Annotated in this window: 23 protein-coding genes; 8 read left to right on the top strand and 15 right to left on the bottom strand. The window is 62.2% G+C overall.

Annotated features, from left to right (window positions below; all coding sequences use genetic code 11):
* Nucleotides 1–41 precede the first annotated feature (41 nt).
* The gene (locus AAXE93_RS04710) at nt 42–698 is read left to right on the top strand and encodes a L,D-transpeptidase (protein ID WP_390128526.1); all 657 of its coding nucleotides are present in this window, start codon (nt 42–44) and stop codon (nt 696–698) included.
* Here AAXE93_RS04710 and hisIE read toward each other — a convergent pair.
* Nucleotides 695–1,363 carry a bifunctional phosphoribosyl-AMP cyclohydrolase/phosphoribosyl-ATP diphosphatase HisIE gene (gene hisIE / locus AAXE93_RS04705; RefSeq protein ID WP_390128523.1) on the bottom strand — a complete coding sequence of 223 codons (669 nt, stop codon included), beginning with the start codon at nt 1,361–1,363 and terminating at the stop codon, nt 695–697. The genes AAXE93_RS04710 and hisIE overlap by 4 nt on opposite strands.
* Nucleotides 1,364–1,430: 67 nt before the next feature.
* Here hisIE and AAXE93_RS04700 point away from each other — a divergent pair, with 67 nt between their 5' ends.
* Nucleotides 1,431–1,907 (top strand): 6-carboxytetrahydropterin synthase, encoded by a 477-nt coding sequence (locus tag AAXE93_RS04700; protein ID WP_115082067.1) that lies wholly within the window; start codon nt 1,431–1,433, stop codon nt 1,905–1,907.
* Here AAXE93_RS04700 and clpB read toward each other — a convergent pair.
* A complete protein-coding gene (gene clpB / locus AAXE93_RS04695) occupies nt 1,893–4,481 on the bottom strand; it encodes an ATP-dependent chaperone ClpB (RefSeq protein ID WP_390128521.1) in 2,589 nt (862 codons plus the stop codon). The genes AAXE93_RS04700 and clpB overlap by 15 nt on opposite strands.
* A 143-nt stretch (nt 4,482–4,624) precedes the next feature.
* On the opposite strand from clpB, the gene AAXE93_RS04690 reads away from it, so the two are divergent.
* On the top strand, nt 4,625–4,834 hold the full coding sequence (locus AAXE93_RS04690; RefSeq protein WP_390128519.1) for a hypothetical protein: 210 nt from the start codon (nt 4,625–4,627) through the stop codon (nt 4,832–4,834).
* On the opposite strand, the gene AAXE93_RS04685 is transcribed toward AAXE93_RS04690, so the two are convergent.
* From AAXE93_RS04685 to AAXE93_RS04625, 13 genes are all read right to left on the bottom strand, one after another.
* The gene (locus AAXE93_RS04685) at nt 4,835–5,113 is read right to left on the bottom strand and encodes a hypothetical protein (protein WP_390128517.1); all 279 of its coding nucleotides are present in this window, start codon (nt 5,111–5,113) and stop codon (nt 4,835–4,837) included.
* A gap of 19 nt (nt 5,114–5,132) precedes the next feature.
* Nucleotides 5,133–5,534, bottom strand: coding sequence for a hypothetical protein (locus AAXE93_RS04680; RefSeq protein WP_188022020.1), 402 nt, complete (start codon nt 5,532–5,534; stop codon nt 5,133–5,135).
* Nucleotides 5,534–5,836 (bottom strand): Nif11-like leader peptide family natural product precursor, encoded by a 303-nt coding sequence (locus AAXE93_RS04675; RefSeq protein WP_390128515.1) that lies wholly within the window; start codon nt 5,834–5,836, stop codon nt 5,534–5,536. Before AAXE93_RS04675 ends, AAXE93_RS04680 begins: the two co-directional genes overlap by 1 nt.
* Nucleotides 5,833–6,210, bottom strand: a complete 378-nt coding sequence (locus tag AAXE93_RS04670; RefSeq protein WP_390128512.1) for a c-type cytochrome — start codon at nt 6,208–6,210, stop codon at nt 5,833–5,835. Before AAXE93_RS04670 ends, AAXE93_RS04675 begins: the two co-directional genes overlap by 4 nt.
* A 133-nt stretch (nt 6,211–6,343) precedes the next feature.
* Nucleotides 6,344–6,703 (bottom strand): plastocyanin, encoded by a 360-nt coding sequence (gene petE / locus AAXE93_RS04665; RefSeq protein ID WP_038555756.1) that lies wholly within the window; start codon nt 6,701–6,703, stop codon nt 6,344–6,346.
* 7 nt (nt 6,704–6,710) lie between these two features.
* Entirely contained in the window at nt 6,711–7,730 is a 1,020-nt protein-coding gene (locus AAXE93_RS04660; RefSeq protein WP_390128510.1) for an NAD-dependent epimerase/dehydratase family protein, read from the bottom strand.
* The gene (gene hemE / locus AAXE93_RS04655) at nt 7,727–8,785 is read right to left on the bottom strand and encodes a uroporphyrinogen decarboxylase (RefSeq protein ID WP_390128507.1); all 1,059 of its coding nucleotides are present in this window, start codon (nt 8,783–8,785) and stop codon (nt 7,727–7,729) included. Before hemE ends, AAXE93_RS04660 begins: the two co-directional genes overlap by 4 nt.
* Before the next feature lie 81 nt (nt 8,786–8,866).
* Complete coding sequence (glgB, locus tag AAXE93_RS04650) at nt 8,867–11,164, bottom strand: 1,4-alpha-glucan branching protein GlgB (protein ID WP_390128505.1); 2,298 nt, start codon at nt 11,162–11,164, stop codon at nt 8,867–8,869.
* A 116-nt stretch (nt 11,165–11,280) separates the two neighbouring features.
* The gene (locus AAXE93_RS04645; protein WP_390128503.1) at nt 11,281–11,463 is read right to left on the bottom strand and encodes a hypothetical protein; all 183 of its coding nucleotides are present in this window, start codon (nt 11,461–11,463) and stop codon (nt 11,281–11,283) included.
* 73 nt (nt 11,464–11,536) lie between these two features.
* Complete coding sequence (locus AAXE93_RS04640) at nt 11,537–13,141, bottom strand: CocE/NonD family hydrolase (protein ID WP_390128501.1); 1,605 nt, start codon at nt 13,139–13,141, stop codon at nt 11,537–11,539.
* Complete coding sequence (locus AAXE93_RS04635; protein ID WP_390128499.1) at nt 13,131–13,442, bottom strand: hypothetical protein; 312 nt, start codon at nt 13,440–13,442, stop codon at nt 13,131–13,133. The genes AAXE93_RS04640 and AAXE93_RS04635 overlap by 11 nt, the downstream gene beginning before the upstream one ends.
* A gap of 16 nt (nt 13,443–13,458) precedes the next feature.
* Nucleotides 13,459–13,860: a DUF4332 domain-containing protein gene (locus AAXE93_RS04630; RefSeq protein ID WP_390128497.1), complete on the bottom strand. Its 402-nt coding sequence runs from the start codon at nt 13,858–13,860 to the stop codon at nt 13,459–13,461.
* Complete coding sequence (locus AAXE93_RS04625; RefSeq protein ID WP_390128496.1) at nt 13,860–14,297, bottom strand: Ycf51 family protein; 438 nt, start codon at nt 14,295–14,297, stop codon at nt 13,860–13,862. Before AAXE93_RS04625 ends, AAXE93_RS04630 begins: the two co-directional genes overlap by 1 nt.
* Nucleotides 14,298–14,363: 66 nt before the next feature.
* Between AAXE93_RS04625 and AAXE93_RS04620 the strand changes: the two genes are divergently transcribed.
* The 5 genes from AAXE93_RS04620 to AAXE93_RS04600 are packed head-to-tail and all read left to right on the top strand — an operon-like array spanning nt 14,364 to nt 21,995.
* Nucleotides 14,364–18,812: a translocation/assembly module TamB domain-containing protein gene (locus AAXE93_RS04620; protein WP_390128494.1), complete on the top strand. Its 4,449-nt coding sequence runs from the start codon at nt 14,364–14,366 to the stop codon at nt 18,810–18,812.
* 3 nt (nt 18,813–18,815) lie between these two features.
* A complete protein-coding gene (locus AAXE93_RS04615) occupies nt 18,816–19,724 on the top strand; it encodes an ROK family protein (RefSeq protein ID WP_390128492.1) in 909 nt (302 codons plus the stop codon).
* Between the two features lie 8 nt (nt 19,725–19,732).
* Nucleotides 19,733–21,040: a glutamate-5-semialdehyde dehydrogenase gene (locus AAXE93_RS04610; RefSeq protein ID WP_390128489.1), complete on the top strand. Its 1,308-nt coding sequence runs from the start codon at nt 19,733–19,735 to the stop codon at nt 21,038–21,040.
* Nucleotides 21,040–21,411 carry a dihydroneopterin aldolase gene (locus AAXE93_RS04605; RefSeq protein WP_390128487.1) on the top strand — a complete coding sequence of 124 codons (372 nt, stop codon included), beginning with the start codon at nt 21,040–21,042 and terminating at the stop codon, nt 21,409–21,411. The genes AAXE93_RS04610 and AAXE93_RS04605 overlap by 1 nt, the downstream gene beginning before the upstream one ends.
* Complete coding sequence (locus AAXE93_RS04600; protein WP_390128484.1) at nt 21,408–21,995, top strand: esterase/lipase family protein; 588 nt, start codon at nt 21,408–21,410, stop codon at nt 21,993–21,995. Before AAXE93_RS04605 ends, AAXE93_RS04600 begins: the two co-directional genes overlap by 4 nt.

The raw sequence follows: 21,995 nt of genomic DNA, 5'->3' as shown, positions 1-21,995 counted from the left end.
CCATGCGGGCGCGGCATGCTGCCGGCAGTCGTGGTTGATCGATGCACCTGGTCCGTTCTCTGGCGCTGGCTGGTCTGCTGCTGAGTCTGGTGGGTTGTCGTTCCAACAACAGCCTGCCCCAGCAGAACCCACAGGTTCGAGCACCGATTCGGATTCAGCTGGACGGCAGCAATCCAGCAGCCAGTGAAGGTGTGTTGGATCGTGCTGAGGGGAGGTTGCGTTTCACCGTTGGCCATGGTCGCCATGGCATTGCCTGTGAAGGCACCACCTTTGAAGAGGGCATCACTCCGCTTGGAACCTTTCAGGTCAACGCCATCCTCAGCAACGACCGCTTCGAGATGGATCCCGCACTGGTGGAGCAATCCGGCAAATCAGAAGAGGAGCTGCGCGAGAGCCTCTTCACCAACATGAACTCCATTGACTTCAAAGGTGATGGGGAAACCGGGGAATACGGCGTCGGCTACATCAGCCTGGCTCCTGTACCTGCCACAGAGCAGCCCTTCCGTTTCAACACTTACGACGGCGTCTTCCGCTGGTACAGCTTCGCCATTCACGGCACCAATGACGAGTCCCGGATCGGCAAGGCGGTGACTGGCGGTTGCATCAACGCCGGAAAGCTCACCATGGGGGTGTTGTTGGACACCGTGGAGCTTGGCGATGAAGTTGTGATCAGCAGCGACAGCCCCTGTCTGCCTTAGTGCCGGCGCGGGGCACCACGACGTGCGGCCAGCACTTCCTGCACCTGCCGCCAGCTCACGCCGTGATGGGCCAGAGCTACCTGCATGTGGAAGACGATGTCTGCCGCTTCGCCGGCGATCTCGGCGGCGTTGTCGTCTTTGCAGGCCATCACGAATTCAGCACTCTCCTCGCCGATTTTCTTGAGGATGCTGTTGTCTCCCCCCGCCAGCAGCTTGTTGGTGTAGCTGCCTTCCTCAGGCTGCTCGCGTCTCCCCTCGATCACCCGGAACAGTTCGGTGCAGGCATCCGTTGGCGGCGCTAGAGCCTCGGCTCCACCTGGGGTTCGTGCATCGCTGTTTTCGTAGAAACAGCTGCGGGAGCCGGTGTGGCAGGCCACATCCCCAGCCTGCTCCACGGTCACCAGCAGCACGTCGGCATCACAGTCGTAGCGGATCTCCCGCATCGTCTGAACGTGACCGCTGGTGGCCCCCTTGTGCCAAAGCTCCTGGCGTGAGCGGCTCCAGTAATGCACTTCACCGCTGCGCAGGGTGGCTTCGATGGCCTCCCGGTTCATCCAGGCCACCATCAGCACCGCCCCGTCCAGCCAGTCCTGGGCCACAGCTGGAATCAGCCCCGCTTCGTTAAAACGGAGTTGGTCAATGAAGGCGGGGCTGAGGGGCTGCATCAGGCCTCGGACATTCGGGCAACGCCTGAATCTTCCCGCAGCGTGCTCCATTCCGCGTTTTCACCCCTTGCTCGTTTCTCCGACCCCCTACAGCTGCAGCAAAGCCTTCAGCGGCTATCCCTGCTGTCACCGGCAGTGGCGCCACCAGGGCCATTGCCGCTTCGTGCATGGGTACAGCCGCAGTTTCAACCTCTGGTTCGCCGCAACGGAGCTGGATGCCTGCGGGTTTGTTGTTGATTTTTCCAGCCTTCGCCCCTTCGAAGAACGCCTGAGGCAGCAGTTCGACCACACCTTTCTGGTCAATGCCGACGATCCACTGCTGGCGGAATGGCAGCGGTTGCATGACCTCCAGGCCATTGATCTCCGCGTGATGGAGAACGTGGGCATGGAGGCAACGGCGGCCTTGATCTGGACCTGGGCCAATGAGCTGCTGCGGGAGCGGGACGGCGGTCGCACCTGTTGCTTTGGCGTGGAGGCGCGGGAGAACAGCCGCAATGCCGCCACCTACAGCGCTGTTCCCGCCTGGTTTTCAGCGCAGGGCTAACGCGTCCGCTTCCAGCTCCACGCTGATCGCCTGCCCTTCGCTGTAACGACCCGCCAGGATCGCTTTGGCAATGGGTGTCTCCAGTTCCCGCTGCACAGCGCGTTTCAGCGGTCGTGCCCCGTAGACGGGGTCATATCCTGCATTGGCGAGCCAGTCGGCGGCCCCATCGCTCAGGCTGAGCTCCAGCTTGCGCTCAGCCAGCCGCTGGCGCAGACGTTCCACCTGAAGGGTGACGATCTGGCGCAGTTCCTCCCGCCTGAGGCTGTGGAAGATGATCTGATCGTCGAGGCGATTGAGGAATTCCGGTCGGAAATGGGCCCGGAGAGCGTCATTCACCCGGCTTTCCATCGCTCCATGCTGCTCGGGATCGCCGGCCAGCTCCAGGATCGACTGGCTGCCGATGTTGCTGGTGAGAATCAGCACGGTGTTGGTGAAGTCCACGGTGCGGCCCTGCCCATCGGTGACACGGCCGTCATCGAGGATCTGCAGCATCACATTGAACACATCCGGGTGGGCTTTCTCCACCTCGTCGAACAGGATCACGGCGTAGGGCCGACGACGCACCGCTTCGGTGAGCTGGCCACCTGCCTCATAGCCCACGTAGCCGGGAGGTGCCCCGATCAAACGGCTCACGGTGTGCTTCTCCATGTACTCCGACATGTCGATGCGAACCATGGCGTCATCGCTGTCGAACAGCCGGCTGGCGAGGGCTTTGGAGAGTTCCGTCTTGCCTACACCCGTGGGGCCGAGGAAAAGGAAGCTGGCGATGGGGCGGTTCGGATCGCTCAGCCCCGCCCTGGACCGTTGAATCGCATCGGCGACGGCGGTGACGGCCTGGTGCTGGCCGATCACCCGCTGATGCAGATCATCTTCGAGTTGCAGCAGCTTCTCCATTTCGCTCTGCACCAGCCGCGCCACAGGGATTCCGGTCCACTTGGCGATCACCTCGGCGATGTCGTCTTCACTCACCTCCTCCCGCAGCAAGCCTTTCTCGCCAGGCTCCTCTGAGGCGATCTGGGCTTCCTGTTCGAGCAACTGCTTCTGCAGCGAGGCCAGGGTGCCGTATTCCAGTTCCGCTGCTTTGTTCAGGTCGTAGCTGCGTTTGGCCTGTTCCACCTGCAGCTGCACCCGTTCGATCTCTTCCTTGAGCGACGACAGCTCATCGATCGCTCCTTTCTCCTGCTGCCACTGGGCATTCAGGGAACTTTGTTGTTCGCCCAGTTCCGCCAGTTCCCGTTCAATCCGTTGCAAGCGTTCCTGGCTGGCGCTGTCGGATTCACGGCCGAGGGAGAGCTTCTCCATCTCCAGCTGCAGGATCTTGCGATCGATTTCATCGATCTCCTCCGGTTTGGAGGTGATCTCCATCTTGAGGCGGGCGGCCGACTCATCCACCAGATCGATGGCCTTGTCGGGCAGAAAGCGGTCGGCGATGTAGCGGCTGCTCAATACAGCGGCAGCCACCAGGGCACTGTCGGCAATGCGCACACCGTGATGCACCTCATAGCGCTCCTTCAGACCACGCAGGATGGAGATGGTGTCTTCCACCGTGGGTTGATCCACCAGCACCTGCTGGAAGCGACGCTCCAAGGCGGGGTCCTTTTCGATGTGCTGGCGGTGCTCGTCGAGGGTGGTGGCGCCAATGCAGCGCAGTTCCCCCCGGGCCAGCATCGGTTTGAGCAGATTGCTGGCATCCATGGCTCCACCGGTGGCGCCAGCGCCCACCACCGTGTGGATTTCATCGATGAACAGCACGATCTGGCCTTCTGAAGCGGTGACCTCCTTCAGCACAGCTTTGAGCCGTTCCTCGAACTCACCGCGGTATTTCGCACCGGCGATCAGGGCTCCCATGTCGAGGGCGATGAGCTGACGGTTCTGCAAGGCCTGGGGCACATCGCCATTCACTATCCGCTGCGCCAATCCCTCAACAATGGCGGTCTTGCCGACCCCGGGTTCGCCGATCAGCACGGGGTTGTTTTTGGTGCGCCGGCTGAGGATCTGAATGGTGCGCCGGATCTCCTCGTCGCGACCGATCACCGGGTCCAGCTTTCCGTCACGGGCGGCGGCCGTCAGGTCCCGTCCGTACTTCTCAAGCGATTCATAGGTCCCTTCCGGGTTTTGATCGGTCACCGTCTGGTTGCCTCGCACGGCTGTAATGGCTTCTTTGAGTTTGCTGGTGTCAACGCCCGCTTGGCTGAGCAGTTGCCTGCCGCAGCGGTCATCGTCGGCCAGGGCCAGCAACAGATGTTCGATGGCGATGTAACTGTCGCTGAATCCATCGCGGAATGTTTCGGCGCGATCAAGGCAGCTGTTGAGGGAGCGTCCCAGAAACACCGATTCCGGTGGAGAGCCAAGACTGGGTTGCTGCCTGAGATGGCTGTCGACGGCCGCTTGGAACGTGCCAACGTCGACCCCTGCTTTGCTGAGAATGCGTCCAGCCAGACCGTTCTGCTGCAACAGCGCAAGCAGCAGATGCTCCGTTTCAAGTTGCTGATGCCTGGCGCTCTGCGCCAGTTGCTGGGCGGCGACGATGGCGGCCCAGGCTTGTTCGGTGAACTGTTCCGCCGTGGGTTGCATCTCGGATGCGTTTCAACTGGGTTCACCGTATGGGGCTTGTTCCGTTTGCAGTGGGGGCAAACCGAAGCCTTTGGATCGGTCCCCACGCCAGGGAGCGGCAAACCGGGGTGTCTTTTTAGAGTTTGCCGAACCCTTGGATGCCAATGCCTGATCAGCCGCTGGTGGACTCCCTTGTGCAGCAGGGTCTGGCGCTCGCAGCAACGGCTGGCGGTGAGCTGGAACGCAGCTGTTGGATGGTGGTGCATGAGCACCACCACGGTGTGAAACCCACGGAGTACGACATCCGGGAAATTGACGAGGATCTCTATCTGGCTGTATTGCAGGCGGCCAAGCAGTCTCAGTCCGCCGTTTGATCAGCCGTTGAGCAGCTCCCGTAGAAGCGCGCGGTGAGCGTTTTGGGCTTCGATGCTCTCCCGCATCTCTTTGGGGAGGCGGGCTTCAAGGATGTCCTGTTTTTTCATCTCCGTGGCATAGCGGCTGCTGAACGCGCTGAAGCGATCGAGATACGACCTTGCGACCTCTGGGGTGAAGGCAATCACCTCCAGGGCGTTTTTGAAGTGGAGGTAGGACACGGTCCACTCCACCAGCTCGTCAAAACTCTGCAGGCCAAGCGGGTTCTCAGGAAGCGTCATCGCTGCATCGCCCATGGCTTCAACCAAAACCCTTGGCTTTGGCCTTGGCCTGGGCCGTTAGGTCCTTCAACCGGCCGTTGAGCAGAACATCGCGTTCACGGTCTGCTCCCACATGGGGTGCGATCTCCACCCCAGCGCTCCGCATGGCCTGCAGCGCTGCTGCTTCCTCAGCTGAGCCCGTGTCACTGCCAAGGTAGCGCTCCACGGCCGCAGCCCCTGGGGCATCCGCAGCGAAGTACACCGTTCCCGGACCTCGCCGCTCGATGGTTTGCTGCCGCTGCCGGCGGCGCTGCTGCACGCTCGCCCAGAGCCGGCCTTGATTGGCGGTCATGAAGGCGTTCAGGTCGGCGGCGTCGGTGTCTTCCGCCAGGGCCATGCTGGTGCCGTCGATGAAATCACTGAGCAGGGTGACAACGGCCATTAGGTCTTTGGTGATTGCGGGGCTGTTGGTTGTGGAGTTGTTGGTTGTGGAGGTGTTGATTGAGAGGAATTTGATTGGGCGGGCTTGGATTGAAACGAGCGCTGGATTCGGCTGGTTTCGAACCAACTGGTGATGGCTGATTCGCGGGCGTCGTCGCAGAGATCCCGCTGGATCACATTGAAGCCATGGCGGCGTGCCAGGGCCAACAGTTCATCGTCATCACTGCATTGGGCTGCATCACGCCGCAAGCCCTGGTGGTGCTCCACAGCCCGCAAAAAATCGCGAAGAGCTTCACGACTCATCGCCTGGACCAGCCCAATTCGGCCCGTTGTTCCACGTAGGTGGCCACCGCCATGATCTCCTCTTCACTCAGTTTGTCGGCATAGCTGGGCATGGCATTCAGTCCATCCTCGATCTCATGCTCAAGGGCCTCCAGCGGGGAGCTGGAGTAGGCCTCCACATGGTCGTTCAAGTCGCTGATCTTCAGCGTTCGGTTGGCGCGGATCACATTGCCGCCCCCCATGTGACAAGCCGCACAGTTGCTGTTGAAAATCTGCTCCCCTCGCTCCAAGGCGGAGCTTTCGATCGTGTCGATCGCCATCGCCGGAGCAGACAGCAGGCCTGTTGTGCCAACGATCAACAGCAACGTCAGGATCAGGCCTGATAGGCGTACCATTGCAACCCCCCTCAATGCCCCAAGCTATCCATCGTTGCCGGCAAAAAAAAGAACCCCGGACTGTGGTTGATACACAGCCCGGGGCTTTCAGTTCAATTTGAGATGTTCAGAGATTTCCTCAGAAATCCAGGGATCACTCAACGATCACCTTGCCAACCATGCCCGCACCGCGGTGGGGCTCGCAGTAGAAGTCGTAGGTGCCAGCGGTGGCGAAGGTTTCCTCCCAGGATTCGCCGGGGTTGAAGGCGAGGTCAGAGTGGCTGTACTCGTCGTGGCCTTCGAAAACAGCGTTGTGAGGAGCCAGTTTGTTGTTGACGAACTTGACGGTGTCGCCGGCCTTGATGTTCACGGTGGCGGGCTCGAAGGCGAGCATGCCGCCGTCGGTGCCGAGCTTCACTTCAACAGTGGCGGCTTGAGCGCTGCCGACGTTGAGGCCGATCAGCATCAGGAAGGCGCAGCAGGCGGCTGCAATGGTGCGGATGACGGAGCGCATGAAAGTGCTAGGTCGATGCATTGACCTTACGCGCGGGTCTGGGGGTTCCGCGGTTGGGTAAGCCGGAATCGCTAAGAACTGTTGCCAAGTCAGGGGCATGGCTGCTGCCACCGAAACGTTCCGGCTGGGTCACCGGGTCATGGATGAAGTGGCGCTGGCGAATGCTGAACCGGTCCCAGGCATTCACTTCGATCGGCAGAACGCGGATCAGGGTCTCAATCAGCCATGGCCAGAGCGGAATGCCGGGCGTTCGGGCCACACCGCGCCAGCGGCAGAGGGTTTGCACGGTGTTGTTCACCGAGATGGCCGGTTGTCCCATCACCACCCGGCGCAGGGCGCCTTGCCCGGGTTCTCGGTTCGGTTCATGGGGGCGTGTGGCCAACAGGCCACAGATGCGGGCGATGTCTTCCGCATGGATGAAGTGGAAGCTCGCATCCACCCGAAGCCAACGGGCCAGCCAGAGCCAACGGCTGACTTCAGCCAAACCTTCGGTGAGGTAGCTGGTGGGGAAGGGGCTGGTGCCGTCGACCCGTCCACCGAACACCAAGGTGGGAAACACCGCCACGATTTTGCTGGCCAGAGGGTGCTGCTCCAGATCCCTGAGGCAGCGAGCCTTGGTTTGGATGTATTCCGTGCCGTAGGCCAGAGCTTCCGGCAGGGGGCGCAGGTGCCGATCGAGCACGCTGGCCGTGGAGAAATAAATGACCTGCTCCAGTTTGCTGGGATCCAGAAGCGCCAGCATCCGTTTCACCGCTACCACGTTCACCTGTTCGGCCCGCTCGGGGTCACCCCAGGCTGTGGCGGTGTGAATCACCCGGTTCACCGAGGCCAGCTCTTGGGCAAAACGGTCGGTGTCCCGCAGGTCCCCGACCAAGAGGCGGATGCGGGGATGGTCTACTGGAACAGCGGTGAGTTTGGCGGGATCTCTCAGCCAGAGCAGCAGCTCGGCATCCGAGTGGTCCAGAAGCCAGCGGGAGATGTGCTGACCGACGCATCCGCTGGCGCCGGTCACCAGGATGCGGGTCAAACGACAGCCCCGAGACGGTCCATCACGCTCTTGCCGGCCCGGAAGAAGGCTTCACCGTTTTCTTCCGGTGTACCCGGCAGGATTCCATGGCCGAGGTTGAGGATGTGCTTGCGGCCGCGGGCCTTGCGCACGCAGTCATCGATGCGGGCCTCAATTGCCTCCGGGGTGCCGAACAGCAGGCCGGGATCCACGTTGCCCTGAACACCAATGTGCTCCGGCAGACGTGCCAGGGCTTCGGCCATGTCCACGGTCCAATCCAGCGAAACGATGTCAACACCGGTGTTGGCCATCCGCTCGATCACGCCGGCGCTGCCGGAGATGTAGAGGATGAAGGGGGTGTCGGGGTGCGTCTGCTTGACCAGATCCACCACCTTCTTCTGATAAGGCGCAGCGAAGGTGTCGTAGTCCGCTGGGCTCAGCTGGCCCGCCCAGGAATCAAACATCTGCACCACCTGGGCGCCGGAATCAATCTGATAGCGCAGGTAGTTGGCGATCGACTCGGCGAAGTGGTCGAGCAGCTTGTGCAGGATCTCGGGTTCGCGGAAGGCCATGGCCTTGATCACCGCGTAGTTCTTGCTGCTCTTGCCCTCCACCACGTAGGCGGCCAGGGTCCAGGGGGCACCAACGAAGCCGAGAACAGCTGCTTCGTTGCCGACGCTTTGGCGCAGACGACCCAGCACTTCACCCACAAAGGGCATCGACTCGGCGGGGTTAAGGGGGCGCAGGGCATCCACCTGGGCCATGCTCCGGATTGGATCGCCGATCTGGGGGCCTTTGCTCTCGATGATGTCGAAATCGATTCCCATCCCCGGCAGGGGCGTGAGGATGTCGGAGAACAGGATCACGCCATCGGGCTTGAAGGCGTGAAACGGCTGCATGGAGATCTCATAGGAGAGATCAGGGTTTTCGGAACGCTCACGGAAGCTGGGGTACTTGTCCCGCAGGTCCCGGTAGATCTTCATGTAGCGACCGGCCTGGCGCATCATCCACACCGGAGGACGCTCCACCGATTCACCGCGCGCAGCACGCAGGAGCAGGGGTAAAGAGTCGCTCATCAAGCCCGGTCAGGTCAGCCGGAAACCTACCCGAATCGAGGCCTTGGCTAGAGCTTTACCCCCTCTTTGTCATCACGTTCGTCACACGATGTTGTCCGGCTCGCTGCTGCTCAGGCTGCGTTTCGGGTCGTGCTTGAACACCATCAGGCTCAGCGGCGGCAGGCAGAGATCCAAGGAGTTCTCGTAGCCGTGGATGCCCCATTCGTCTGTTGGTTTGCCGCCCATGTTGCCGAGGTTGCTGCCGCCGTACTTGGCTGCATCGGAGTTGAAGATCTCCTCGTAGAACCCTGAGAGAGGAACGCCCACGCGGTAGTGGGAGTGACTTTGGGGCGTGAAGTTCGCCACCACCACCAGCCAGGTGCCGCTGGCACTCTCCCGACGCATGAAGCTGATTACGGAGTGGCGGTTGTCGTTGCAATCGATCCACTGGAAGCCGAACTGGTCGAAGTCGTCCCGCCAGAGGGCCGGTTCTGCCTTGTAGAGAACGTTGAGGTCATCCACCAAACGCTGGATGCCCTTGTGGGGTTCGTAGTTGAGCAGATCCCACTGGAGATCGCCCCACACATTCCATTCAGCCCGCTGGCCGAATTCCATCCCCATGAAGATCGTCTTCTTGCCGGGGTGCGTCCACATGTAGGAGAGCAACGCCCGCGTGTTGGCGTACTTCTGCCAATCATCTCCCGGCATCTTGTGCAGGAGATGGCTCTTCCCGTGCACCACCTCATCGTGGCTCAGGGCCAGCATGAAGTTCTCGGTGTAGGTGTACCAGATCGAGAAGGTGATGTTGTTCTGGTGGAACTGGCGGAACCACGGGTCCAGCTCGAAGTAATCGAGCATGTCGTGCATCCAACCCATGTTCCATTTGAGGTTGAACCCGAGGCCGCCGCTGTCCGTGGGCTGCGTCACCATCGGCCAGGTGGTTGATTCCTCCGCGATCGAGAGGGCCCCTGGGAAGTGCTGGAACAGCACGTGGTTGGCCTGCTGCAGGAAGCGAACGGCTTCGGTGTTCTCCCGACCACCGTTCTCATTGGGCAGCCATTCCCCGTCGGGACGCAGGTAGTCGCGATAGAGCATCGAGGCCACGGCATCCACGCGAATGCCATCGATGTGGAACTGCTCGAACCAGAACACCAGGTTGGCGACGAGGAAATTACGAACCTCGTTGCGGCTGTAGTTGAAGATCAGCGTTCCCCATTCCTTGTGTTCCCCGATCCGGGGATCACTGTGTTCATAGAGATGGGTGCCATCAAAGAAGGCCAGGCCGTGGGCATCCTTCGGGAAGTGGCCCGGAACCCAGTCGATGATCACGCCGATGCCTTCGGCGTGACAGCGATCCACGAAGGCCCGGAATTCATCGGGCGTTCCGTAACGGCTGGTGGGGGCATACCAACCCGTCACCTGATAGCCCCAGGAGCCGTCGAAGGGATGCTCGGTGATCGGCATCACCTCGATGTGGGTGAAGCCCCTCTCCTTGACGTAGGGAATCAGGCGATCGGCGAGTTCGGCGTAGGTGAGCAGGCGAGCGCCGGGTTTCATCTCCGCGGCAGGAACGGGCGTCCGAGGGGTGCCGTCGGGTTGAATCCAGGGCTCATCCGCTGAGGCGTGGATCCAGCTGCCCAGGTGCATTTCATACACCGAGATCGGTTGATCGAGCGCGTTGCTGCTGTCGCGCTTCTGTATCCAGCCCTGATCGGACCATTGGTATCCGCCCAGGCGAGCCACAACGGAGCTGTTGTCCGGGCGAACCTCGTGCTGGAAGCCGTAAGGATCAGCCTTTTGGTAGCAGTGGCCTTCTTGCGTGCGGATTTCGTACTTGTAGAGATGTCCCTCCCCAAGGCCGGGGATGAACAGTTCCCAGATGCCCCCGACGCGCTGCTGCATGGGGTGGTGACGTCCATCCCATGAATTCAGATCTCCAATCACGGAGACCGTGAGAGCGCTGGGCGCCCACAGGCAGAACATCACACCCCTGACCCCGTCACGCTCGGTGAGGTGTGCACCCATCTTTTGCCAGATGTGGTGATGGTTGCCTTCAGCAAACAGGTGGCGATCCATTTCGCCCATCCATTCGCCGCGGAAGGCCCAGGGGTCGTGTTGTTCGTGCACGATCCCGCCCCGCTCAACCCTGACCCGGTAAGTGCAGCCGGGGTCTCTGTTGAGCTGTGCCTCGAACACCCAGGGGTGGTTCGGCGTTGTCATGGCGATCTCGTCGCCAGCCTGCAACAGGGTGACTGTTTGGGCTTCCGGCATCCAGATCCGCACGGTCCAACCCTGATCCGAGGGTTGAGGACCAAGCACCGCAAACGGGTGGTCATGGCGACAATTCGCCAACCGTTCGCCGTCCTGCACCATCCAGTCGAGGACTGCGGCGACACCCATGGGAGATCTGTGAATTGGGCGAGATGTTAAGCCCGATTTACGAAACAGATCCGCTGTTGATCAGACGAAGTCTCGGGAAATGTCGACGTTGATGATCCGACCGCTTGCGTCAAAGATCACGAACAGGTTGGTGGTGGCCTGGCCGAGGCGACAGCCACCAGCACGAGCTGCTGATCGCCGCCTTGATGGGCGATCACAGCGTCCTTGACCTTGCTGAACCCACCTGACACCTGGCTGAGCTTGGTCCATTTGCGTTCCAGATCTCCCGGGGCCAGCTCCTCCTGGAGTTGGAGGGACATCTTGGATCACGCGGCAATCCAGCGTCCTGCTGCCAGGTCGCGGGTGAAGTCGAGGGCCGTTAAAGCACAAACGTCAGTCGATCTTCAGTCTGCCGGAATCAAAGGGGTTCAGCTGCAGGGTGGAGCCAGCAAGTTTCAGTGTCAGCGTCACCACACGATGCTCTGGGCTTGGTGCTCCGCAGGGAACGGCATCGTGGCCAGGGTTGACGCCAATGGCGGGCCACGCTGCTGCGGCAACGGAGATCCTCAGTCGATCGCCACAAGCCAGGCTCGCGTGCAGCGGCTGGAGGGTCACGCTGCGCCTGGCTGGCTGTAACGCCTCCTCTCCGCGAACCCGTACGACTCCCGTGCTCAGTTGTTCAACGCTGTGGGTTTCCGCGGGCAGGCGCGAGAGGCTGATGCAGAGATCAAACCCGGGCTGGTCCGCTTCGGCGTCCAGCAGGAGGTGCGGTTGACCTGACAGCAGCAGCTCATCAACCAGGGGTGCGGTGGTGAATGTCGCAACGTCGCTGCGTTGATCCACGGCCGTGCGCTCCGCCAGCCCAGGGGGTGTTCCGAGGTGTCCACCGATGGCTGGAACCGGTCGCCAGGGATCATGAACGATGACCACGCTTCCTTCTCCCTCTCCATCCGCCACAAGGGCACCGTCGTTTGGGTCGATGCAGGCCAGTCCATGGCTGCGCAGTCCCCATAACGCTGATTTGCCCGTGTCCGGTGCGGGGATCGCATCCCACTGATGCTGGGTAATGTTCCAGAGCTGGTGCCTGGGCTTCGGCTCCTGCGGGGGGCGATCCTGCAGATGCTGTTGGAAGAACTGAAGCATCAGCTGTTGGGTTTCCGGCCACCACTGCAGATGGGAGGCCGGCCCGATGTGCAGGGATGGCTGCCCGCCGGCCACCTGACTGCGATGCCAGAGGTCCAGCAGACCCACCAGATGCGGATCCCACCATCCACCGATCAACAGCATCGGCCTCTGGAGCCAGCTCTCTGGGGCGTGATGAACCGTCCACTGCTGATCGTTGCTGGGGTCGTTGTTCAACCAGCTCCAGGCCATGCCTTCGGGGTCATGGCGCTCCAGCAGGGTTGGTCCGTCCCGCAAATAGCGGTTGTCTTCAAGGCTTCGGCGGATCTCCAGCCAGGACATTGCATCTCCGCGTCGCTGGGCCTGGAGGGCCGCCAGCTGCAGCCCCCATCCCAGGCCGAGGTGCCACCAGTGGGCACCGCCTTCACAACTCCAATGGCGTCGTTCGTCCAGGCCGGTCATCGCCGGAGCGGTGCACTCCGGCGGTGGGGCCGATTCAGCTGCGGTGAGCTGGGTCAGGCCCTGATACGAAAACCCGTAGACCCCCAGGCGTCCATTGCATTCCGGCAGCTGTCGCACCCAGGCATGGGTGGCGGGGGTGTCGGCTGCTTCCTGACCAAACCCCCGGAAACGTCCCTCCGACTCGCCTTGTCCTCGGACGTCCTGAACGACCACCAGGAAGCCATGGGACGCCCACCAACTGGGGTGGGCGTAGGTCACGGTTGAGGCGATGCGGCTCCCGTAGGGCTGCCGCATCAGCAGGGCAGGCCAGGGGCCTTCGCCGCTGGGATGCCACAACCGTGAACGCAGCTCGACGCCATCGGCCGTCCTCAGCGCTGCAGACCGGCAGACAATTCCACTGGTCTCAGCGGACATCGGCGCAATGCATCCCCACGATGTAGGTCATGAGGATTTCCGCATCCTGAAAACTCAGCTTCTCGCTGGCGGCGACCTGATTGATGTAGGGCTTGGAGAATGGCGATCGGCCGTTGGCGTTCATTTGCCGGAACGAACGGCACATGGCCTTTGCTTTTTCAGGATTGCGTTTGACGCTGTTGAGCAAGTCCGAGTCAGCGGCAACCACGAGCAATGGTGAGCCCAGGAGCGCCAGAGCGATCAAAGCTGTGCGTAGGAGTTTCAAGCCCATAACAGGTTCATACGCAGGATTGGATGCCAAGGCAGGGTGGCTGGGGTCAGTTCGCCAGTTGCCTGGCGCGGCGGATCCAATCGCCGGCCACCCGCAGATCCACCACGGCAGGCCGTTTGGTTCCAAGGCTGCGCTCCAGCCTTCCGGTCTGGCGCACGAGATGTTCAGGGGTGCATGCCGCCAGAGCGGCGGGCGTGGCGATGCCCGCATGCATCAGCAGCGCGGCGTCCTGGGGAGGCAAATCCAAGCGGCAGACCAAATCGGCTATGCCCCGCAGCCGCTTGAGGTTTCGGGCCGAAGCCTGGCCACTGCGGGCGAGTTGGCTCAGTTGCAGATCCGTTAGATCACGAATGCTGGACCAGCGCTTGATACCGGCCCGATCCAGTTCCTGTTGTTCCCTGCGAAACGACTGGGGGAGCTCCTCGATCGCGTCGTTGAAGTTCGGCATCAACGCAAGGTCTTGCTCACCTCGCCCAGGATGACGGGGCGTCCCAGCCCATCGCCCTCCGCTTGGATGCCCCGCAACCGCACCAGCACGGTGCTGCTAGAGCGACCTGAGCCGCGCAGGTTGCCCTCCAATTGCTCCAGTGTGGCTTGAACTGTGGTTGGGGCCAGGTCGGCAGGAACCTGGGCGACCACCAGGTCGTTGCCGTTATCGAACACGATCGGTGCCCGCACCGCACCCACCACCACCACTGGCGGTGTGTAGCTCACGCCGAATGCCCAGCAACTCACGGCCAGCAGCAGGGTGAAGCTGCTCACGCCGACCAGTCGAAACCGAATGCCCCACTTGGTGAGGAAGGCAACTGCCGTTAGTGCTCCAAGCCCCAGCCCAGACCAACCCAGCCAGGGAGCGGCAGTAAGCAGCAGCTGATCGAAGGCCATGGGGTCTGGTGGACTGAAAATAGTCTCCTTATATTGCGCGAGATTCCGGGGAGACCGCCGCGTCTGATGGGGAAAACGCGGCGCAGGACCTGGTTGGTTGCGGGAAGTTTTGTTCTGGTCGGGGCTGGAGCAGCAGGCTTGATCTCCCTTGACCGCGCTGCCGAAGGCATCCTGAGCCGGGCGCGCCCCAGCTTGGAGCGCACGTTGTCGGGTCCGCTGGGCCACGACGTGGATCTTGGCCCTTACGAAGGACTTCGCCCCTTGGGCCTGGGGATCGCCATCGGGCCGAGTCGAATCTTGCCGTCGGTGGCGGATCGTTCTGAACTGAGCCTGGCGGGGCTGGAGGTCGGCCTTGCTCCCTTGGCGAGTCTTCGGCGTCTGCAACCGGTTCTGCAGATCACGGTGCACAGGCTGCGTGGTCAGTTGCAGGCCAATGAGGCTGGTCGGTACTGGACCTTTGGGCCCTTGAGCGGCGACGGCACCCTGCCGCGACTTGGCGTGCAGTACCGGTTGGCCGATCCTGCATTGATCCGTTTCGGTCCTGAGCAGCAGACCCTTGAACTCCGCAGTCAGGGCGCAGTGCGGCTCGGGGAGGCTTTTTTCAGTACCGCATCGGAACTTCGCTGGCTCGACGCAGAAGGGATGCTGCGGCTCGATGGACAAGGGCATTGGGATCGGCCTCGCTTCAGGCTTCGCACGCGGCTTGATCGGCTCAACCTGAAACCGTTGGGGGCCGTCATCGCCCCCGCTCAGGATCTGGATGCCTCTGGAACCTTGGAGGGAGATGTTCAGATCGGCTGGGCCGATGGGTCGTTGAACTGCCGAGGTGGGCTCAGCCTCAAGCGTCTCGAACTTGCTGCGCTGAACAGCAATCGCCTCAGGGTCGCTTGCAAGGGCGATCAACTCACCTTGCAGCCCGCAACACTGCGTTTTGGAGCCTTTGAGGCTCGGGCCTCAGGGTCCGTTGCCTTGAACAAGAGCTTTGATCTCCAGGCTGACGTTCGCCGTACAGACCTCAGCTCTGAAAGCCGGGAGCGGTTGAAGCTCAGGATCCACGGCCCCTGGGGGGAGCCCCGGTGGAGTGCAGATGGTGAGATCCAGCTGCCTGAGGCCACAGGGCTCAACACACCCCTGACGCTGGACGCTCAGTGGCGCACCCCCTGGTTGCAAGACCAGCAACCGTCTGTTGCCGTGGACAGGATCCGCCTCAGTGCCCCGGGACTGCGCTTCGGGCTGGCCGGGACGATTGGATCCCGATTGGATCTACGCAGCACGGAGCTGCAGATCGATCCCCGCTTCTGGTCTGCGCTGCCGACCCTGCAGGCCGGACTGGGCCAAACCGCTCCGCTCCTTGGAAGCGTCGACGTCAGTGGTGGGTTGGTGTCACCGGAGCTGAGCCTGAAGCTTGGCCAGGCGTCCAACCCGTTGCTGGACGAGTGGTCATTTCAGACCCGATGGTCCTCGCAGGATTCCGCCCTGGTGCTGGATCACTTCACCAGTCCGCTGTTGCGGGCGGAAGCGCGCCTTCCTGTACAACTGGCGCAGGGGCGGTTCCAAACCGGTGAGCTTCAGAGCGGCTTTGAACTCCAACCTTTCAGCCTTAGCCGTTTCACCCCCTTGATCGGTACGCCGCTGGGCGGGCAAGTGGCGGCGCGGGGTCGCGTGAAGGGTCCTCTTTCGGGGCTTCAGCCCGACATCAGCCTGACGCTGAATCAACCCCGCGTTGGTGCCTTGCAGGTTCCCGAACGCTGGCAAGGCAGCCTCAACGGTGAACTGGGCCGTGGTGCTCGTCTGGCGATGGCGGCCCAGCAGCCTGTCGTGCCCGGCTCGCTCGTGGCTGAACTCGATGCCGATGCTTGGCCCAAGACCGTGCTCTTGCGCCGGGGTGAGGGGCAATTGCGCTTGCACGGGCTGGCTCCGGCTGGAGAGCAACGCCGCTACCGCTGGCGTGCAGCGGACCTCAACATCGATGGACTTCGTTTCATCGTGCCGCCGGTTAACCAGCACAAAGCGGTGGCAGGTCAGCTCTCGGGTGCAGGGAGCCTTGCCATGGGCCCCCTCGCGATCCGTGGGTCTGCCGTCATTGCGGACGGCTCGATGGCGGGAGTTGCCGTGCAGAGCCTCGAGCTGGAGGGTTCCCTCGGGGATGGCCGTTTTCAGGCCGATGCAGCACTGACGCCATTGCAGGGCAGCATTCGGCTGAAGGCCCGTGGCGATCTGGGTGGCTGGATGCACAGCGGCATCGAGGCCGAAGGCCTGGATGTGACCTGGTTGACGCTTCTGGCCCGTCAGTTGAGAGGGAGCGATCCCGAACCGGGCCTGGCCCCTGGCCGTGCCGAGGATCTCGGAACCCTGTTCATCAACACCTTTGGTGGGTCGCTTGATGGTCAGTTGCAAGCTCTGGCGGCATCGCACCGGGCGCTTGAGGCCTATGCCCTGGCTCACCCCCGCAAGGGCCCTGAGCTGGAGCTTCTGGAGGGGCGGGTCAATCTGTCGGGAACGATCGACGGTCCTGATCCAAAGCGCCTGAAGGCCGATCTGATCGCCAAGGCCCACCTTTGGATTGAAGGGGATGACCAGGCCAAGGCACTCCAGCTTGAACCGATGGTCGCCACGCTTCGCGGCCCGTTGCTCGGTGGATCCGGTGACCTCTCCCTGCTGCAGGTTCCGCTCTCTCTGCTGGCGTTGTTGGCTCCTGTGCCGCCGCAGCTCCGCGGCAGTGTTGGCATCCGCGGCCGCTACGACCTCAGCGGAACGGCCCCCCTGCTGGTTTCCGATCTGCTGCTCGACTCCGCCAGCCTGGCGGGCCAGCCCCTGCAGTTGGAGCAGCGATCGGTTGTCGTTGAGCGTGATTTGATCCGCCTGAACCTGGCCCTGAAGGGAGGCGAGAGCAAGGAAGCCGTCATCGTGTCCGGCACGGTGCCCTTCAACCCCTATTCGGATTTGAACCTGAGGCTGGAAAGCCATGGGGATGCCCTTGGCGTGTTGACGCTTCTCGCTGAGGATTCCCTGGCCGTGAAGCGGGGGAGCACCAATCTGCGGCTGTTGCTGCGCGGGCCGTTGAGCCAACCGCAAGCCAATGGCTTTGTGGTGGTCAGCAATGGAGATCTCAGCATCGGTGAACAGGAGCTGAGTCGGATCAACGCCTCGATCCTGTTCGATTTCGATCGCGTCTTGGTGCAACGCCTTGAAGCTGAAGTGGGCCGCGGCGGCTCGCTGCGCGGTTCAGGAACCCTTGGCTTGTTCACCCCCCAGAGCGGCGCTTCACCGCTCACCCTGCAACTCAGCCAAGCTCAGATTCGACAGCCGATCGTGCAGTTCCAGGCCGATGGCGAACTGCAGGTTTCTGGAGCTGTGGTGCAGCCCGTCCTCTCCGGAAATCTGGAACTGTCGCGGGGCACGCTTCGACCCCAGTCAGGTTCTTCCGGACGTGCTCGGAGAAAGCAACCTCAAGGATTGATCCCCAGCGTTGAAAAGGATCCTTCTGCTGCTGTCCAAGGTACTCAATCTTTCAAAACCCTTCTGGAGGAGGAGTGGGATTTCAAGGATCCTCTGGTACTGATGGGACCAAACACACCCATCAATGGCCCAGATCAGCCGCAGCGGTTCATGCCAACGCTGCCCGCCATCGGCTTTGAGAACCTTCGGCTAGCCCTCGGGCCGGACACCAGGGTGCTGATGCCTTCGATCAGTTTCCAAGGGGGTGGTGTGGTGACGTTGAATGGCCCTCTCGACCCCTCTCTGCAGGCAAGAGGGGTGATCCGGCTTAATGCCGGCAGGATCTGGATTCCCCCTCTCGCTCCCCTCCGTTTGGATCCGCAGGAGGAGAACGTTGCTGTGTTCACGCCCTCGTTGGGACTGATTCCCTACGTGGATGTCGCTTTGCAAGCCAGGGTCTCCGACACCGTCAGCGCGGGCAACAGCGATCAACTCACAAGCACCAACCTTTTTGCTTCAAATGGCACTGGCAGCGCTCACGCCGCAGTTGGCCAGCTTCGACTGGTGAAGGTCATGGTTCAGGCCACTGGCCCGGCCAACCGTCTGGGTGACAGAAACAATCTTGTTTTACGGAGCTCACCTCCGATGAGCGAGCAGCAATTGCTGGGCTTGATCGGTGGCAATTCCCTGTCTTCTTTAGGCAGTACTGGTGGAACCGCGTTGGCCACGATGCTGAGCCAATCATTGCTCTCACCTGTGCTGGGTACCTTGACCGATGCCATGGGTCAGCGGCTGCAGGTGGCAATTTTCCCCACCTATGTCACCCCCGTTGTGAAATCAGAGAAGGAACGCACCTCCGGCCAGGTTGCACCAATACTTACATGGGTCACGGAATTTGGTGTTGCTCTGACTGATCAGCTCGACCTTTCCCTACTGATGGCACCGAACACAACTGATGTTGATGTTCCTCCACAAGGAACTGTTTCCTATCGGCTGACACCGACCACGTCAGTCTCCGCGGCCATGGATGCCAATCGCACCTGGCAGAGCCAGTTGCAGGTGTTCTTCCGGTTCTGAGCCATGCCTACCGCGCAGGTGATTGGAGTGGATCTCGGGGGCACGGCGATCAAGCTGTCCCGGATTCGTGCTGATGGAACGGTGCTGGCGGAGGCGCAGTGGCCCACACCGCAGCCTGCCATGCCTGGCGCCGTGACGATGGCCCTGTGTGAAGCCATTGAACAGATTGATCCTGAGCATGCAGCTGAGGCGGTCGGCATCGGCCTCCCCGGCCCAATGGATGCGGCGGCTCGGGTGGCCCGGGTTTGCATCAACCTGCCCGGCTGGGAGGACGTGCCGCTGGCGGATTGGCTGGAGTCCAGGCTCAACCGCCGGGTCACCCTCGCTAATGACGGCAACTGTGCGGTGGTTGGTGAGGCCTGGCTCGGCGCAGCCCGTGGTGTTGATGATGTTGTGCTGCTGACCCTCGGAACCGGGGTTGGAGGGGGGGTGCTTCTAAGGGGTGAGCTGTTTACTGGCCATAACGGCGCTGCAGCGGAACCTGGTCTGATCGGGGTTCAGCCCGATGGTCCGGCCTGCAACAGCGGTAACCGTGGCTCCCTGGAGCAGTTCGCCAGCATCACAGGTCTGCGGCGCTTGTGTGATCGCGATCCCCGCGAGCTCAGTGCAAAGGCAGATGGTGGTGATCCGGAGGCCCTGGAAGTTTGGAGCCGTTACGGCGAACACCTGGGCTGTGGCATTGCTTCGCTGGTGTATTTGTTCACGCCGCAGTTGGTGTTGCTGGGTGGCGGTCTGGCGGGTGCCGCCCGCCACTTTTTGCCAGCGGTGCGCCGCGAGGTGGAGTCGCGGGTTCAGGCCGTCTCAAGGGAGGGGTTGCGGATCGAAGCAGCCTGTCTGGGGAACGGCGCTGGACGCCTGGGGGCTGCGCGACTCGCTCTGCAGCGGCTGAACGGGATGATGGCTCCAGATTGATTGCCTTGATGTCCAGCGTTCCAGAGCCTTCTGCTGCGTTGCTGCAGCGTGCCGCGGCTGTCCGCCGTGCTGCTGTTGATCTGGGGCAGACCGATGACGGCCAGAGAGCTCAGGCGCTTCAGGCGATGGCGGACGCGCTGACCGACCGTGCGGAAAGCATCCTCGCGGCCAACCGTGAAGACCTTCAACGCTCTGCAGCCGAGGGGTTGGCGCCGGCTTTGATGGCGCGGCTGAAGCTGGATGACAGCAAGTTGGCGGCGGCCATTGATGGCATCCGCAAAGTGGCCAGCCTCAGTGACCCGCTGGGTTGTCGTCAGTTGCATCGGGAGCTGGATCAGGGCCTGGTGCTGGAACGGGTCTCCGTTCCGCTCGGGGTGGTGGGTGTGATCTTTGAAGCCAGGCCGGATGCGGTGATGCAGATCGCCTCGCTGGCGATCCGTTCGGGCAATGGTGCTCTGTTGAAAGGGGGCAGTGAGGCTCGCTGCACCAATGAGGCTGTGATGGAGGCCCTGCAGGCAGGCCTGGCGGCCAGTCCGGTGTCTGCCGATGCCCTGGCTCTGCTCACCACCCGTCAAGAAAGCCTGGCCTTGTTGCGTCTCGATGGCCTCGTGGACCTGATCATTCCCAGGGGAAGCAACGAACTGGTGCGCTTCATCCAGGACAACACCCGCATTCCGGTATTGGGCCATGCCGACGGGGTGTGCCACCTCTACGTGGATGCGGCGGCCGACGTCGACAAAGCCGTTCGGGTGGCGGTGGACAGCAAGAGCCAGTACCCCGCCGCCTGCAACGCAATTGAGACCTTGTTGGTGCACCGCTCGATTGCGCAGCCTTTTCTCGCCGCTGCGCTGCCGGCCTTCGCTGCTGCCGGGGTGCAGCTGCGTGGCGATGCCGAGAGTGTGGCCCTTGGTGTGGCGGAAGCGGCTACGGAAGAGGACTGGAGCACGGAGTATCTGGATCTGATCCTGGCGGTGAAGCTGGTGGACGATCTCGAGGCAGCCACCGATCACATCCGCTCCTATGGCTCGCGTCACACCGAAGTGATCCTGACGGAGGATGCCCAGGCGGCTGATCGTTTCCTTGCGGCGGTGGATAGCGCAGGCGTCTATCACAACTGCTCCAGCCGCTTCGCCGATGGGTTTCGTTACGGATTCGGTGCTGAGGTGGGCATCAGCACCCAGACCCTGCCGCCGCGCGGACCCGTTGGTCTGGAAGGGTTGGTGACCTACCGCTATCGGTTGCGCGGCGAGGGCCACATCGCTGCCGACTACGCCAACGGCAGCCGCGTCTTCACCCACATCGATCGGCCGCTCTGATGGATTGCATCGGTGTGAGGGACCTGCGGTTGTGGGCCCACGTCGGGGTGTTGGAACACGAACGTCGGGATGGCCAATGGTTCAGCCTTGATTTCAGTGTTCAGCTCGATCTGAAGGCTGCTGCCGTGGCCGACGACCTGAGCCGGAGCCTGGACTACGGCGTGGCCATTCAGGCCCTGCAAGGCTTGTCCCGGGAGGTTCGTTGCCTCACGATCGAGCACTTCAGCGAGCAGATGCTGGATCGGCTGGAAACGTTGTATGGGCCCATCCCGGTCTGGCTGCGATTGACCAAATGTGCTGCACCGGTTCCAGGATTTAACGGCCGCGTGTTCGTGGAACGCTCCCGCCATGGCGGTAGATCAGCCCTGTGAGCATCCCGTTGGTGCTGGTCCATGGTCTCTGGGACACGCCCCGCCTGTTTCATCGATTAATTCAGGGGTTGGACCAGCCCGATCGCTCGCTGCTAGCGCCGCATCTGCCCCATGGTCTGGGTTGGATTCCCCTGCGGCAGCTGGCCTCTCGCCTGGATCAGCACATCCAGCAGCGCTTTGGTGCTGACACCAGGGTCGATCTTCTGGGGTTTTCGATGGGGGGGGTGATCGGCAGGATCTGGCTGCAGGAACTGGGGGGGGTGCAGCGCACCCGGCGCTTCCTCAGTGTGGGCAGCCCGCAGCAGGGCACCCTGGCTGCTCAGATGATTCCCCGCCCGCTCCTCGCCGGTGCGGCAGACATGAAAGTGGGAAGTCGCCTGCTGCGCGAGCTGAATCGCCAACCCGATGCCCTGGCTGGGGTCGAGTGCTCCAGTTTCTTTTGCCGCTGGGATCTGATGGTCTGCCCCGGCTGGAGGGCTGTTCTGCCCATGGGCCGGTGTGAGGAAATACCGGTCTGGACCCATCAGCAACTGATCAGCCACCCCGCCGCGATTCGACGGCTCTGCAGCAGCTTGCGCGCCTGA

It is taken from the genome of Synechococcus sp. HIMB2401 (genome assembly GCF_042883245.1).
GTDB lineage: Bacteria > Cyanobacteriota > Cyanobacteriia > PCC-6307 > Cyanobiaceae > Parasynechococcus.
Note: the sequence above shows the minus strand (reverse complement) of the source record. Positions and strands in the feature narration are given on the sequence as shown.

What these genes read in the sequence shown, in the direction of transcription:
- AAXE93_RS04680 (WP_188022020.1), bottom strand. Translation starts at nt 5,534, where the DNA reads ATGGCCGTTGTCACCCTGCTCAGTGATTTCATCGACGGCACCAGCATG.
- AAXE93_RS04710 (WP_390128526.1), top strand. Translation starts at nt 42, where the DNA reads ATGCACCTGGTCCGTTCTCTGGCGCTGGCTGGTCTGCTGCTGAGTCTG.
- AAXE93_RS04625 (WP_390128496.1), bottom strand. Translation starts at nt 14,297, where the DNA reads ATGGCCTTCGATCAGCTGCTGCTTACTGCCGCTCCCTGGCTGGGTTGG.
- AAXE93_RS04685 (WP_390128517.1), bottom strand. Translation starts at nt 5,113, where the DNA reads ATGACGCTTCCTGAGAACCCGCTTGGCCTGCAGAGTTTTGACGAGCTG.
- AAXE93_RS04690 (WP_390128519.1), top strand. Translation starts at nt 4,625, where the DNA reads ATGCCTGATCAGCCGCTGGTGGACTCCCTTGTGCAGCAGGGTCTGGCG.
- AAXE93_RS04615 (WP_390128492.1), top strand. Translation starts at nt 18,816, where the DNA reads ATGCCTACCGCGCAGGTGATTGGAGTGGATCTCGGGGGCACGGCGATC.
- AAXE93_RS04675 (WP_390128515.1), bottom strand. Translation starts at nt 5,836, where the DNA reads ATGAGTCGTGAAGCTCTTCGCGATTTTTTGCGGGCTGTGGAGCACCAC.
- glgB (WP_390128505.1), bottom strand. Translation starts at nt 11,164, where the DNA reads ATGGGTGTCGCCGCAGTCCTCGACTGGATGGTGCAGGACGGCGAACGG.
- AAXE93_RS04630 (WP_390128497.1), bottom strand. Translation starts at nt 13,860, where the DNA reads ATGCCGAACTTCAACGACGCGATCGAGGAGCTCCCCCAGTCGTTTCGC.
- clpB (WP_390128521.1), bottom strand. Translation starts at nt 4,481, where the DNA reads ATGCAACCCACGGCGGAACAGTTCACCGAACAAGCCTGGGCCGCCATC.
- AAXE93_RS04640 (WP_390128501.1), bottom strand. Translation starts at nt 13,141, where the DNA reads ATGTCCGCTGAGACCAGTGGAATTGTCTGCCGGTCTGCAGCGCTGAGG.
- AAXE93_RS04605 (WP_390128487.1), top strand. Translation starts at nt 21,040, where the DNA reads ATGGATTGCATCGGTGTGAGGGACCTGCGGTTGTGGGCCCACGTCGGG.
- AAXE93_RS04620 (WP_390128494.1), top strand. Translation starts at nt 14,364, where the DNA reads ATGGGGAAAACGCGGCGCAGGACCTGGTTGGTTGCGGGAAGTTTTGTT.
- hisIE (WP_390128523.1), bottom strand. Translation starts at nt 1,363, where the DNA reads ATGCAGCCCCTCAGCCCCGCCTTCATTGACCAACTCCGTTTTAACGAA.
- hemE (WP_390128507.1), bottom strand. Translation starts at nt 8,785, where the DNA reads ATGAGCGACTCTTTACCCCTGCTCCTGCGTGCTGCGCGCGGTGAATCG.
- AAXE93_RS04610 (WP_390128489.1), top strand. Translation starts at nt 19,733, where the DNA reads ATGTCCAGCGTTCCAGAGCCTTCTGCTGCGTTGCTGCAGCGTGCCGCG.
- AAXE93_RS04645 (WP_390128503.1), bottom strand. Translation starts at nt 11,463, where the DNA reads ATGTCCCTCCAACTCCAGGAGGAGCTGGCCCCGGGAGATCTGGAACGC.
- AAXE93_RS04670 (WP_390128512.1), bottom strand. Translation starts at nt 6,210, where the DNA reads ATGGTACGCCTATCAGGCCTGATCCTGACGTTGCTGTTGATCGTTGGC.
- petE (WP_038555756.1), bottom strand. Translation starts at nt 6,703, where the DNA reads ATGCGCTCCGTCATCCGCACCATTGCAGCCGCCTGCTGCGCCTTCCTG.